The sequence below is a fragment of the Corynebacterium sp. BF-R-2 genome (assembly GCF_024586525.1).
Classification (GTDB): domain Bacteria; phylum Actinomycetota; class Actinomycetes; order Mycobacteriales; family Mycobacteriaceae; genus Corynebacterium; species Corynebacterium singulare.
In genome coordinates, this window is the sequence record NZ_JAMFTP010000001.1 from 1 (window position 1) to 12,884 (window position 12,884).

The following is a 12,884-nucleotide window of genomic DNA, read 5'->3' on the forward strand; positions in this document are numbered from 1 at the left end:
GACTCGAGCACCTACGCGGCATCGCCTTAGGATTTAAAAACCTCAACCACTACATCTTGCGATGCCTAATCCACTCCGGACAGCTACAGGACAAAATCAACGCACTCTAAAACCGGAAGGGCCCCTTTGCTTCACGAGTTCAGCATGAGCAGTGAGCTACCGATTGCTCCAGTACCTATATTTTCAATTGACGCGATAATGCGACTGCGATTGTTATGACCCATTCTCTGCTCCTTTTCTTTATTTATGCGAACAAGAAACTTCTTTGAAAAAGGCTGACCTACACTTTCAATAATCCAAAGAGCAATCAGGTATAACACTGCTATTGCTAAGGTACCTAGGATGTCGAGTCCTAGATCACTGCTTAGCTCAACCCGCGAAGCACTATTGATTATATAACAGGAGGGAGACACACTCTCTGGAAAGATGGAACAAATGTTCTTAACGGGTTAGCTTCACAATAATAGAGAACAATAGCTCAGGGAGTCACGTTAAGCGTGACTCCCTCGACAAAACTTCACCACCTGCACCGAACGGCTTCCAGTCCGTTACTTCGGCCGTGACATAAACGACGCGAAATCAACAGAGCTGATAAAAGACCGAGGCCACTCCTCATCGTCGGTCAAAAGCATGTCCTCCCACAAACGTGACACAGCCGCCCCAGGCTCAATAGGCTCGTCGATCGTCCCTAATGCGGTGGAATAGCTATACATATTCCATTCATCCTCGTTAACCGGTTCATCACTCTGAGCCTGGAGATCATGGAGCAAGTTCTTTTTCACAACGGAATCCGACTCATCAATCTCCACATCAGCGACCAGATAGACGGTCGTGAACTGTTTCACGCGCTCCACTCGTTCAAGATAGCGCTGATAAAACCGAGGCAAATCCTCTTCTCTCGCAAGGAAATAGGTCTTTGTCAGGGTAATTTCGCTGGACATCATTTAGGGTTCCAACTCGTGTCATAGGCACCCGACGGACGGTACTTCCGCTGAGGATAGCAATGCCTCTTATGGGCATTGTTAAACTTGCTTTCATACAAATTTGCATCGGATTTGGCAGCATTAGGATCTGTTGGATGATTACCTATGACAAAGCCCACAATAGGATTGCCGGGGGCATTCTCCACTACCTGGCATTTCATGGTGATCATGCCTAGTTCATTTTTAACAACACCCGCTGCTTGCGCGACTTGCGTTTGAGCAAACACTGCAGAAGGAAGAGCGAGTGTAAGCGCCAAAGCACGTAATTTCTTCATTAGCAATTCTCCACTCGATCGATGCGAGTAATACCTGGAACCTTCGACTTGGAAACGGTTTCTTCAGCGCCCGGGGCAACCCCTGTGCACTCAATATCCTGAGAACCCACCCAACCCGTCATGATGACTTTCACCCGAACAGGTGTAGGGCAATTATTCCGAATTTTGATCTCAGATAGATGATGCTCAGCAGACACACACGCAGGGGCAGTGTTTGATGCATCATAGAAGCTTATAGTCGGCTCACCTTCCACATGGATTTCCGCTGACTGTTTCTCCTTGGCATCCGACAGGTCTACAGTCTTGGTTTCTCCGGAAGACAACTCAAATCCCGATTCACTGTCTGCAGCAGGAACCGTATCACCATCCAAGGTCGCTTCTGCATCCTGAGCAAACGCGCTACTGGGGGCGGCAAGAGCCAAGACAGCACCACAAACCAATGCCAAACGAACTTTTCTTGCAGACTTTTTAACCAGATTCTTTACCTTTCTTAGCGTTGGGAATGCACTTCACTCATGACAGTAGATGGAAAGTCCTCTCAAATCCATAGGACCTCCGTTCGGTACGCATAACTAAGAAGGATGAACACACGGATAAGCCCCGCGCCGTCGAAACAAACGATGAACCCAAAACTCACCCCGCACAACCCCAAGCCGTCGAATCAAACGACGAAGGGTCGCGGGAGCCGGGGCCGGAGGGAGATAAAGAAAAGCCTCCCTAATGGTAAAAAGTCGGCGCAGTTTTTTGGAACTGAGCGGAACTTTTAAGAGTTAGGGAGGCTAGATGGCCTGAGAATGCCCCTCGGGGTCCAGCGGGGTTAGGCAGTGATGCCCACGTGTTGCTGCTCGTTATGATGGTCTAGGAAGCTGGATCCTGCTGTCACAGCTGAAGGGATAAAAATGGCTCGATTGATTGCACCGACCACCGTCATCGGGGTCATCATTGCCGGATGTGCGTTGACCATCACCGCATGCTCTGATGGTGGTTCGCACACCACAAATTCACCTGCCTTTAGTTCGGTTGAATCCAGTCCGCGAGTTGCTGAAGCTCCAGCCAGTGAAAAAGTGACCCCAGAGGACTCGGGAGCGCAAAGCAGCTCGCAGACAACGACTTCAGCACAGTTTGCGGGCATGGGTACAGCAGCCCTGGATAATCAGCATCACATGCCCGAACGGCTTGGAGATCTCACGCCAACTAATGTGCGTGTGGGTGCCCACGATGGGTTTACCCGCGTAGTCATTGATCTCGAAGGAAGCGGCGAACCGGGCTGGTTTACCACCTACACAGATAGCCCAACTCAACAGGCCTCCGGTTACCCGGTTGAGGCAGAAGGAAATGCTTTTCTCGACGTCGGAATCGAGGGAACTCCTTGGCCATCTACGCCTGAGCTTGAACAACGGCACATTAAGCCAGGAGTCACTCCAGGTTCCGGCGTCGTGAGTGAGGTCGTCTACACCAGCTCATTTGAGTCACAATCGCAATTCATCATTGGTCTGCAGAAGAGGACGCCGTACTCGGTGACATTTCTCGAGGACCCCAAACGACTTGTACTTGATTTCCAGGACTAGCAGCTAGCACCCAACAAGCTAAGAGCCCCGCCATCGCAGCCCATGAACGAGCTGGAGAGCGGGGCTCTGGCTTATGAGGTTAGGGAATTAGTCTTCCTCAACCGGAACCAGGGAAATCTTGCCGCGGTTATCAATGTCGGCGATTTCGACCTGGATCTTGTCGCCAACGTTGACGACGTCCTCGACCTTTTCAATGCGCTCATCGCCGCCCAGCTTGGAGATGTGGACCAAGCCATCGCGGCCCGGGGTCAGGGATACGAAGGCGCCGAAGGCCACGGTCTTGACTACGGTGCCGAGGAAGCGCTCGCCCACCTTCGGCAACTGTGGGTTAGCAATGCTGTTGACGCGCTCGATGGCAGCCTCAGCAGCCTCACCGGTGGCGGCGGAAACGTAGACGGTACCGTCCTCCTCGATGGAGACGTCAGCGCCGGTTTCCTCGGTGATGGTGTTGATGGTCTTGCCCTTCGGGCCGATGAGCTCACCAATCTTGTTGACCGGGATGGTCACAGAGGTGATGCGCGGAGCCAGGCCGGACATCTCGTCCGGGCCCTCGATGACCTCAGCCATGGTCTCCAGGATGGCGGAACGGGCGTCGCGGGCCTGCTCGAGGGCATCGGCAAGCACATGCGAAGGAATGCCATCCAGCTTGGTGTCCAGCTGCAGTGCGGTGATGAATTCAGAGGTACCGGCGACCTTGAAGTCCATGTCACCGAAAGCGTCCTCGGCGCCGAGAATATCGGTAAGCGCCACGAACTTCTCCTTGCCCTTAACCTCACCGGAGACGAGGCCCATGGCAATACCAGCTACCGGAGCCTTGAGCGGCACGCCGGCGTTGTAGAGGGACAAGGTGGAGGCACAGACAGAGCCCATCGAAGTCGAGCCATTGGAGCCCAAGGCCTCAGAGACCTGGCGAATGGCGTACGGGAAATCTTCGCGGGACGGGATAACCGGAAGCAGTGCGCGCTCTGCCAGGGCACCGTGGCCGATCTCGCGACGCTTCGGAGAACCCACACGACCCGTCTCACCAGTGGAGTACGGCGGGAAGTTGTAGTGGTGCATGTAGCGCTTGGACTCAACCGGGGTCAGGGAGTCGATCTGCTGCTCCATCTTGAGCATGTCCAGGGTGGTCACACCGAGAATCTGGGTCTCACCGCGCTCAAACAGGGAGGAACCGTGGGCACGCGGGATGAGGTCGACCTCGACACCCAAGTCGCGGATGTCGGTGACACCACGACCATCGATGCGGAAGCCCTCGGTGAGGATCTTGGTGCGCACGATATCCTTCATCACAGCGTTGAAGGCGTTGCGGATTTGCTTCGATGCATCGGCTTCGTCGAGGTCATCGAAGTCCTCAAGGAGATCGGCCTCAACCTTCTCCATGTACTCGTTCGTCGCGTCGTCGCGCTCCTGCTTGCCGGGGATGGTGAGCAGCTTCTCCAGTTTCTTGGCAGCTGCCTTCTCGACGGCCTCGTACACGTCGTCACTGTAAGCCGGGAACAGCGGGAACTCCTGGGTCTCCTTCGCGGCGCGCTCAGCCAGTCCAGCCTGGGCTTCACACAGAGTCTTGATGAAAGGCTTGGCGGCTTCGAGGCCCTCAGCCACGGTGGATTCCTGCGGGGCCGGAGCACCTTCCTTGATACGCTCAGCCACGTTGACCCCGGCGCCGGCCTCCACCATCATGATGGCGACGTCATCCTTGCGGCCCTTCTTCACGATGCGGCCGGCCACAACCATGTCGAACAGTGCGCGCTCATGCTGTTCATTGTTCGGGAAGGCTACCCACTGGCCTTCTGGGTGCTTGTCGTCGGCGATGAGTGCCATGCGCACGCCGCCGACCGGACCAGAAACCGGCAGGCCGGAGAGCTGCGTCGAGGCAGACGCGCCGTTGATGGCGACAACGTCGTAGTACTCCTCCGGGTCCATGGACAACACCGTGACAACGACCTGGACCTCGTTGCGCAGGCCCTTGACAAAAGTCGGGCGAAGCGGGCGGTCGATAAGGCGGCAGGCCAAGATAGCTTCAGTGGAGGGTCGGCCCTCGCGGCGGAAGAAGGAACCCGGGATCTTTCCCGCAGCGTACATGCGCTCCTCCACGTCCACGGTCAGCGGGAAGAAGTCAAAGCCTTCGCGCGGCTGGTTGGACGCCGTGGTGGTGGACAGGAGCATGGTGTCCTCGTCCAGGTAGGTGGTCACGGAGCCACCAGCTTGGCGAGCAAGCTGACCGGTTTCAAAACGGATGGTGCGGGTGCCGAAGTCGCCATTGTCCAAAGTGGCGATGGCCTCGGTGATGCCATAGTCATCGTCGATGGCGAACTCGACGGTGTTGGTGGCGGCGTTCTTTACGTTCTTGGCGTTTCTAGCGCTCATCTCTGTGACTCTCCTTGGAGGTGTCCTGGCGATCTTCGGTGTCGCCTCTTCGATTCGGTGTTTCTGACAACGCCCAAGAATTTTACCAGATGGCATGAGAAAACCCCCGCACAGACAGTGCGGGGGTTGGTGGGGTGCGTGCTTAGCGACGCAGACCCAGACGAGAAATCAGATCACGGTAACGATCAACATCGTTAGCCTCCAAGTACTTCAGGAGGCCGCGACGGCGACCAACCATGAGCAGCAGACCACGGCGGGAGTGGTGATCGTGCTTGTGGCCCTTGAGGTGCTCGGTCAGGTTGTTGATGCGGGAGGTTAGCAGGGCAACCTGTGCCTCGGTGGAGCCGGTGTCGGTCTCGTGCAGGCCGAACTCCTTGAGGATTTCTGCCTTCTTCTCGGTGGTCAAAGCCATGGAAAATCTCCTATTGTATTTCAGTCCACATGAAATAGTGCGCTGTACAGCGCTGCCCGTGACTACTGTGAACCGCAGTCAGCAAGCCGAAGAAGAAGTATAGAGGCTGGTGAGCCTCGACATCAAATCAGCGAGGAATCGCTCGGTGTCTACCCCCACCGCCACGCGGGTGGTAGCTGGCGCGGACAAGCGCTCCGGGTCACCAATGGTGCGTCCAGTGTCCTCGCAGCGCAAGTTGAGATCGATGCAGGTCACCAGGGACGGGTCTGCAGCTACAGCAACAGCGAGCGGGTCGTGAAGGCCGCATCCTCCCAGATGTGGCGAGGTCGTCGCGTATGCGCGGATGTAATAGTCCACAATGTCGGCATAGACTCTGCCGACACGGGAATTACGCCACTGTGTCGTGTTCTCAGTGGTGAGTAGCGTGCGCAGCGTGACGTCGAGGCCCACCATCGTGAGGTCGTGAGCATGGCGGAAGACATAATCCGTGGCCCGCGGGTCTTGGTAGACGTTGGCCTCAGCGTACGGGGTGACGTTGCCAGGCACGGTGAGGGCACCGCCCATCATGACGATGCGAGCAGTGCGTGCGAAGTCTGGGCCCTTCTGCATGGCGGCCGCAATGCTTGTCGACGGCCCCGTGGGCACAATCACCAGGTCCTCTCCATGCTCCCGGACGGAGCGAATGAGGAAATCTACGGCGTCGCCCTGTGCAGCGCGACGGGGTGGCGGAAGCAGCACGTCGCCTAACCCATTGCGGCCGTGAATGAAGGCAGAAATGGGGGCCACTAAAAATCCTTCGCGGGTTGGCCCGGTGAAAACGGGAACGTCCTCGGCACCGAGGAGCTCAAGGAGGGCGAGTGCGTTACGTACTCCAAGGCCCACGGGAACGTTGCCATACGTTCCGGTGACACCGATCAACTCGAGGTCAGGGTGTGCCAGCGCATAGGCCAGAGCGAGGGCGTCGTCGATGCCGGTATCGAGATCCAGGATGAGTTTCACTTAGGCCTCCAGGGCAAGAATCTCGCGCACCCGCTCCACATCACGTGCCATTGCGCTCAACAACTCCTCGACGGAGTTGAATTTTTCCATGTCGCGCACGTGGTCCACGAAACGCACGGTGGCCTCGTGGCCATAGAGATCGGCGTCGCGGTCAAGGACGAAAGATTCAACTGAGCGTTCCTCATCACCAAAGGTGGGATTCGTACCCACGGAAATGGCCGCTGGGTACGGAACGCCAGGCTCCATATCACCCTCGACGGGCGCGCCCGTCGGTTCTATGACGAACCAGCCGGCATAGACGCCATCAGCTGGGATAGCTACGGATTCCGGGAAGTACTGGTTGGCCGTCGGAAAGCCCAGCTCTTTGCCTCCCCGACCCGCGCCGCGGACAACGGGCCCCGTTACTGAGAAGTGGCGCCCCAAGGCCCAATTCGCGCGGACGATGTCGCCTCTTTCTAGCGCGACACGGATGTTGGTGGAACAGATGCGCTCCCCATCGTCGTTGAGCAGCGGCACGATGTCCACGCTAAAGCCAAGCTCCGCGCCAAACTCTGCCAATGCAGGCGCGGTTCCGGCAGCACCTGCACCAAAAGTGAAGTTCTCCCCCACTACGACGTGCTCGGCGCAGAGACGTCCCACAAGCAAATCCTCGACGTATTCTCGGGGCTGGGCACCGCGTAACTCTTGGGTGAAGTCGATAACGAGCACCGCATCGATACCCATCTCCTCCGCTAGCTGCAGGCGTCGTTCCATGGTGAGGACGGCCACAGGTGCTCGTTCCGGAAGGAACACCGAGACCGGGTGCGGATCGAAGGTCACCATTACCGCACGTTCCTTATGGTCGCGCGCATACTTGACAGCCCTAGTCACAAGCTGTTGATGGCCGCGATGCAGGCCATCGAAAACTCCGATGGTCACCGACGTCGGACCGAGGTCCGTGGGGATGTTATCGATTCCGTACCAAATATCCACGGACACCATGCTATCCCACAACTACGTTTGCCCTAGACTGCAGTGCATGACTGATCCGCTCGCACGTTCCGGCCTGGTGGTCGTCGATAAGCCCGCAGGCATGACCTCACACGACGTCGTTGGCAAGCTCCGCCGCTACTTCCACACGCGCAAGGTGGGGCATGCCGGCACGCTCGACCCGATGGCAACGGGAGTGCTCGTGGTGGGACTGGAACGCGGTACGAAGTTCCTGGCACACATGGTGGCATCGACGAAGGCTTATGATGCGACGATTCGTCTGGGCATGGCAACCCACACCGATGACGCTGAGGGCGAGCGCACGTGGGGAGAATCCGCCGCTGCACTTGGCGATGCTTCCATTGCCCACGAAATCCAGAACCTCACTGGTGACATCATGCAGCGCCCTGCCGCCGTGTCCGCCATCAAGATCGATGGCAAACGCGCCCATGAAAGGGTACGAGCCGGCGAGGATGTGGACATTCCCGCGCGTCCAGTCACGGTGAGCCGCTTCGAGGTACTGGACACCCGACGTGACGGCGACTATGTGGATCTGGATGTGTCAGTGGCCTGCTCTTCGGGCACCTACATCCGCTCCTTGGCCCGCGATCTCGGCGAGGCTCTGGGCGTGGGCGGGCACCTCACCGCGCTACGGCGCACGGAGGTGGGGCCTTTTACGCTTGCTGACGCCCTCCCCCTCGCCTCCCTGGAGGAATCCCCCGTGCTCTCGTTGAGCCTCGACGAGGCGCTCGCGCGCAGCTACCCGGTCTTGGACGTCACCGAGGAGGAAGCCCAAGCACTGGCCATGGGAAAGTGGCTCGAACCGCGTGGGCTGAAGGGCATCCATGCCGCCGTGGACCCGCACGGCCGCTCGATCGCCCTCGTTAAAGAGAAGGGCAAGCGATTGGCCACAGTTTTCGTAGCGCGCCCGTCGACGCTCTAGCTTGAAGCGATGGAGCTAACCTGTAGCGTTGGCTCTCACCTGCCGCGTTAGGAGTCAAAGTTGAGTGCCGGGACCGAGGCGGACACGATGACGTAGCCTTCCCGGATAATCCAGCGACCCGTGATGAAAGGAACGGGTGTGGGCCGGGCCAAGATGTACGAAATGAGCGTGCCATCAAGGCGGAGATCAATTTCCGCCTGGTCAAAATCGAGCCAGCGCCGCGTCATGGGAAACCACGTTTTGTACGTCGCCTCTTTGGCACAAAACAGCAGACGATCCGGACAGGTGATACCGGCATCCTGCAAGCGAGACAACTGCGGCATCTCCCCTGCCCTGGCAATCATGGTGAGCACATGCTCCGGCAATGGTTCGGCTGGCTCCGCGTCAAGGCCCATCGAGCGCACGTGGGTCGTCGGTGCAGCCACCGCGGCGCGCAGGCCGTCCGTGTGGGTCATCGAGCCGGTGAAACCCTCCGGCCACAGCGGCATGCCACGCTCACCGCGCAAGATGGGCTCACCGCGGGTGTAATTCAATTCTTCGAGGGCGCGATGTGCGCACCAGCGCGCATCACCGAACTCCGCTTTGCGGATATCCACTGCTTGAGAAACCACCGAGCGCTCCTCTGGGGAGAGATGGTTGTAATTCAGCAGATCCGTCATCGACTCATCCGTGCGCACGTAGCAATAGCGCGCGGACTCCGGGAATAGGAAGGGCTCAAGCATGATCTGCCCTCCCTGTTTCCTCATCAATAGTCAGCACCGGATACGGCCACTGCTGTACGTCGCCGTGGGCCTGCCACTCACGTGGGTAGCCAAGAGACACCTCGATGTGGTCCACGCCGTCGATGTTGGTGCGGTTCGGCATGTGCAGGTGCCCGTAGATAACGGCCTTAGCGTTATAGCGCCGCGGCCACGACCTCGTATGGCGGGTGCCACACCACAGTGCGACTTCTGGCCAGCGCATATAGAGCGTCGGTTCCTGCACTAAGGGCCAGTGATTGACCAGAACGGTCTCGCCTTCCACGCGGGATAGGCGCTTGATGGAATAAGCCAGCCGGTCCCAGCACCACGCGCGCACATCAACGAACGGTGCGATGGCAAACTCATCCGTCATGACGATCTGCTTTTGCTTCGCACTGGCGAGTGCATGTTCCACCGTCGTTCCGGGTGGGCGGAAGCTGTAATCGTACAAGGTAAAGAGAGGTACGACGGTGACCCCACCAAAGACCGGAAATGGATCCTCCGGAGTCACGACGCCGATTTCGCGGCAGCCCTCAACGAGGCGATCGTATTTGTTGCGCCCTTGGTAGAGGTCTTGGCCGCGAGAGAACAGCTCATGGTTACCTGGGGCCCAGATGACTGTGGCGTAGCGGTTTTTCAGTCGAGCCAAGGTGCTGAGCACGAGGTCGATTCGCTCGGCAACATCCCCCGCCACAATCAACCAATCGCTGGGGTCTGGGGGGACGAGCTCGTCAATACGCTCACCATTGACGCGCACCGCGGCGTGAAGATCAGAGACGGCCCACAGGGTGGTCATGGCGCCTCCTTCACACGAACAGTCCCTCTACTTTTACCACAGGGTTAGGTTCGCGCCCACTGCATGGAGTAAAAGCGCCACACCACGCCTACCATGCGGATCACGATGAAGGCTGCAATGCCTCCCCAGACCCCAACAAGGCCGGCACCCAGGGCGTAGGCCAGCCACACACCAGGCAGGAAGCCCAGCAACACAGATGCCAGTGTCAACGTGCGAAGGAAGGCAGCGTCTCCCGCTCCCAAAAGCACGCCATCGAGGGCAAAGAGCACACCTCCAATGACCACAAGAAAGGTCATGACCCACCATGGCCCCGAGATCACGTCAAGGACCTCCGGGCTCGTGGTGAAGATGCGTGGGATCGCTCCAGCGCCGAGAGCCAAAACAGCGGCCAAAGCCACGGAGAACGTCGTGGAGTACAGAGTGACCTTGGTTCCCACCGTTCGTGCATAACGCGCGGAACCAGCACCGAGCGCAGCTCCAGTGAGGGCTTGAGCAGCAATAGCAAGCGAATCGAGCACCAAGGCGAGGAAGTTCCACATCTGCATCATGATCTGGTGTGCCGCTAGCTGGGCAGTTCCGATACGGGAGGCGACTGCCGCCGCGGAGAGGAAGGCCACCTGAAAACTCATCGACCGCACAATAAGATCACGGCCCAACACCAGCTGGCGACGGACAACATCCCACTTCACTTCCCAGGAGCCTGTGTGCTCTCGGCGCAGCTCCCGCACGAAAAAAGCCGCGATGATCCCCATGCCGAGGACAGTAGCGACGGCTGAGCCCGGCAGCCCCCACAAATGCACGAAGATGGGAACAGCGATGGCACCTGGGATCATGCCAGCCAAGGTGAAATACAAAGGCTTCCGGGTGTTGTGAACACCACGCATCCAACCATTTCCGGCCATTTCCACTAGCGTGAGAGGAATGGCGAAAGCGGCGATGCGCAGCCACTGGGCGGTGCCCTCAGCAGTCTCTGGGCTACCGGTCAGCCACATGGCAAAGACACCGGCAAACAGCCACATGATGGTTGCCAGCACCAGCCCCACGCCTACCGCGACCCATGTTGCCTGCACACCCTCAGCTACTGCTTCCTCACGTTTGCCCGCTCCAAACAGACGCGACGCGCGAGCCGTGGTGCCATAGGACAGGAAAGTGAGCTGGGTAGTCACAACGGAATGCAGCGTGGCAGCCGCTCCTAAAGATGCCAACTGGGAAGCGCCCAGACGGCCCACCACAGCAGTATCAAGTAGAAGGTACAGCGGCATTGCCGCCAAAACGCCGAGCGCAGGCACAGCAAGCCGAAAGACTTCACCGGCTGTGACCTTGACTGGTTGCTCCGAGGTCATTTAGGTCAGTGCACCTACTAGCTGTGCGGTGACCTCCTCAGGCGTGCCGTGTGCGGTGTAACCTGCCGCCGGGACATGCCCGCCGCCACCGAATGTAAGAGCCACGTCCGCGCAGTTCACAACAGAAGAGCGCAGAGACACCGCCCACACCTGAGGCGCCTGCTCCTTGAACACGACACCAATATCCGTGCCTTTGAGGGCACGAACGTAATCCACGAAAGATTCAATCGCGGAATCCGCGTGGGATGCAACCTCCTCATAAGGCACAAAGAGGACGGCAAGGCGGTGCTCCCCTGCCTTTTCGATGCTGAGTCCGGAGAGCACTCGCCCGATCATCTGCAGATCATCGGCAGTGTTCGAGTCCATAAGCTCGAGCGCAATTTGTTTGGTATCAAGCCCATAGAGCATGAGGCGTGCCGCAATGTCATGCATCGCAGGACGACCCCAGCGGAAATTACCAGTATCGGTCACGAGACCTGCGTAGAGGCAGTGAGCGATGACGCGATCGATCTGAATGGAGACTCTGTCGAGGATGTCCAGAAGCACCACCGTTGTGGACTCGCACACGGGGTCTACCACGTTGATGGAGCCGAAGCCATCATTGGACGCGTGATGGTCAATGCACAAGACTCGGCCGGCAGCCGCCATCTCAGCAATCTCGGCGGCTACTGAGCCTGTGCGATCCAGCGATCCGCAGTCCACGGTGACGTACAGGTCATAGCCCTTAGGGAGATCATCGACCAGCTCAATTTCATCCACGGTTGGAATGGAAAAGAGGTTGGCGGAAATATCACGGCGTTGACCAATCACCGTACGGGTCTCCTTGCCGCGCTGACGCAATGCAAGCGTCAACGCAGCTGCGGATCCCACAGCGTCAGCATCGGGGCGCAGGTGCGTGATGATACAGATGCTGCTGGCCTGGACCAGAGCATCCACTGCGCTTTGGTAGTTGGTTCGTGACACTTAATCCTCTTCTCTCTCCGAGGTTTTGTACGGGTTAGCGTCACCTGCTGGCTTCGCGCCTTCCTTGAGTTTTGCCAGCTCCTCATCGCGCGCGCGGGCGCGGGCGAGCAGATCCTCCATGTGTGCGGAGGCTTCCGGGACAGTATCGAGTTCGAAGGACAGCGTCGGCGTGAATCGCACGGAGAGCTGATCACCCACGATCTTGCGCAGCTGACCTTTGGCACGGTGCAGAGCTTCCGCCGCCTGCTCGAAGTCAGGCTCAGCGTCAATATCTTTACCGCGAACTGTGTAGAACACAGTGGCATCATGCAGATCACCGGTAACTCGGGCGTCCGTAATGGTTACCAGTTCGAGGCGGCGATCCTTGATCTGGCGTTCAATAGCACTGGCCACAATGGCCTGGATGCGCTTGGCCATGCGTGCGGCGCGTGCGTGATCAACCATGGTGATGCTCCTTTAGCTTCTACTCGTGATAACTAGTCTAGGATACCGATCCCCCTCGGCCTGCGAAAACCGCGGGGAAAGA

Annotated in this window: 14 protein-coding genes; 2 read left to right on the forward strand and 12 right to left on the reverse strand. The window is 58.3% G+C overall.

The features are described from left to right. Positions 1 to 548 precede the first annotated feature (548 nt). From M5J09_RS00005 to M5J09_RS00015, 3 genes are read right to left on the reverse strand one after another with little or no spacing between them, the layout of a single operon-like run. Positions 549 to 944 carry a hypothetical protein gene (locus M5J09_RS00005; protein WP_042531285.1) on the reverse strand — a complete coding sequence of 132 codons (396 nt, stop codon included), beginning with the start codon at positions 942 to 944 and terminating at the stop codon, positions 549 to 551. Then, positions 941 to 1,258, reverse strand: a complete 318-nt coding sequence (locus M5J09_RS00010; RefSeq protein WP_141754606.1) for a hypothetical protein — start codon at positions 1,256 to 1,258, stop codon at positions 941 to 943. The genes M5J09_RS00005 and M5J09_RS00010 overlap by 4 nt, the downstream gene beginning before the upstream one ends. After that, the gene (locus M5J09_RS00015; RefSeq protein WP_257156569.1) at positions 1,258 to 1,680 is read right to left on the reverse strand and encodes a hypothetical protein; all 423 of its coding nucleotides are present in this window, start codon (positions 1,678 to 1,680) and stop codon (positions 1,258 to 1,260) included. The genes M5J09_RS00010 and M5J09_RS00015 overlap by 1 nt, the downstream gene beginning before the upstream one ends. A 477-nt stretch (positions 1,681 to 2,157) precedes the next feature. On the opposite strand from M5J09_RS00015, the gene M5J09_RS00020 reads away from it, so the two are divergent. Further along, a complete protein-coding gene (locus M5J09_RS00020; protein ID WP_042531288.1) occupies positions 2,158 to 2,826 on the forward strand; it encodes a hypothetical protein in 669 nt (222 codons plus the stop codon). Positions 2,827 to 2,913: 87 nt separating this feature from the next. Here M5J09_RS00020 and M5J09_RS00025 read toward each other — a convergent pair whose 3' ends face one another. From M5J09_RS00025 to M5J09_RS00040, 4 genes are all read right to left on the reverse strand, one after another. Next, a complete protein-coding gene (locus M5J09_RS00025) occupies positions 2,914 to 5,193 on the reverse strand; it encodes a polyribonucleotide nucleotidyltransferase (RefSeq protein ID WP_257156570.1) in 2,280 nt (759 codons plus the stop codon). A gap of 142 nt (positions 5,194 to 5,335) precedes the next feature. Next, entirely contained in the window at positions 5,336 to 5,605 is a 270-nt protein-coding gene (rpsO, locus tag M5J09_RS00030) for a 30S ribosomal protein S15 (RefSeq protein WP_042531292.1), read from the reverse strand. A gap of 78 nt (positions 5,606 to 5,683) precedes the next feature. Beyond that, positions 5,684 to 6,604 (reverse strand): nucleoside hydrolase, encoded by a 921-nt coding sequence (locus M5J09_RS00035; RefSeq protein WP_257156571.1) that lies wholly within the window; start codon positions 6,602 to 6,604, stop codon positions 5,684 to 5,686. After that, positions 6,605 to 7,585: a bifunctional riboflavin kinase/FAD synthetase gene (locus M5J09_RS00040; RefSeq protein WP_257156572.1), complete on the reverse strand. Its 981-nt coding sequence runs from the start codon at positions 7,583 to 7,585 to the stop codon at positions 6,605 to 6,607. It abuts the gene before it with no gap. Between the two features lie 37 nt (positions 7,586 to 7,622). Between M5J09_RS00040 and truB the strand changes: the two genes are divergently transcribed. Beyond that, positions 7,623 to 8,516 (forward strand): tRNA pseudouridine(55) synthase TruB, encoded by an 894-nt coding sequence (truB, locus tag M5J09_RS00045; protein WP_257156573.1) that lies wholly within the window; start codon positions 7,623 to 7,625, stop codon positions 8,514 to 8,516. A 47-nt stretch (positions 8,517 to 8,563) separates the two neighbouring features. On the opposite strand, the gene M5J09_RS00050 is transcribed toward truB, so the two are convergent. Genes M5J09_RS00050 through rbfA form a run of 5 tightly spaced genes read right to left on the reverse strand, consistent with a single transcriptional unit; the run spans position 8,564 to position 12,802 of the window. Continuing rightward, positions 8,564 to 9,238, reverse strand: coding sequence for a 4'-phosphopantetheinyl transferase (locus tag M5J09_RS00050; RefSeq protein ID WP_042531302.1), 675 nt, complete (start codon positions 9,236 to 9,238; stop codon positions 8,564 to 8,566). Beyond that, complete coding sequence (locus tag M5J09_RS00055) at positions 9,231 to 10,052, reverse strand: metallophosphoesterase (protein WP_257156574.1); 822 nt, start codon at positions 10,050 to 10,052, stop codon at positions 9,231 to 9,233. The genes M5J09_RS00050 and M5J09_RS00055 overlap by 8 nt, the downstream gene beginning before the upstream one ends. Before the next feature lie 44 nt (positions 10,053 to 10,096). After that, the gene (locus M5J09_RS00060) at positions 10,097 to 11,395 is read right to left on the reverse strand and encodes an MATE family efflux transporter (protein ID WP_257156575.1); all 1,299 of its coding nucleotides are present in this window, start codon (positions 11,393 to 11,395) and stop codon (positions 10,097 to 10,099) included. After that, the gene (locus tag M5J09_RS00065; RefSeq protein ID WP_257156576.1) at positions 11,396 to 12,358 is read right to left on the reverse strand and encodes a bifunctional oligoribonuclease/PAP phosphatase NrnA; all 963 of its coding nucleotides are present in this window, start codon (positions 12,356 to 12,358) and stop codon (positions 11,396 to 11,398) included. Further along, positions 12,359 to 12,802, reverse strand: coding sequence for a 30S ribosome-binding factor RbfA (rbfA, locus tag M5J09_RS00070; protein WP_042531309.1), 444 nt, complete (start codon positions 12,800 to 12,802; stop codon positions 12,359 to 12,361). It lies immediately after the preceding gene. Between the last annotated feature and the right edge of the window lie 82 nt (positions 12,803 to 12,884).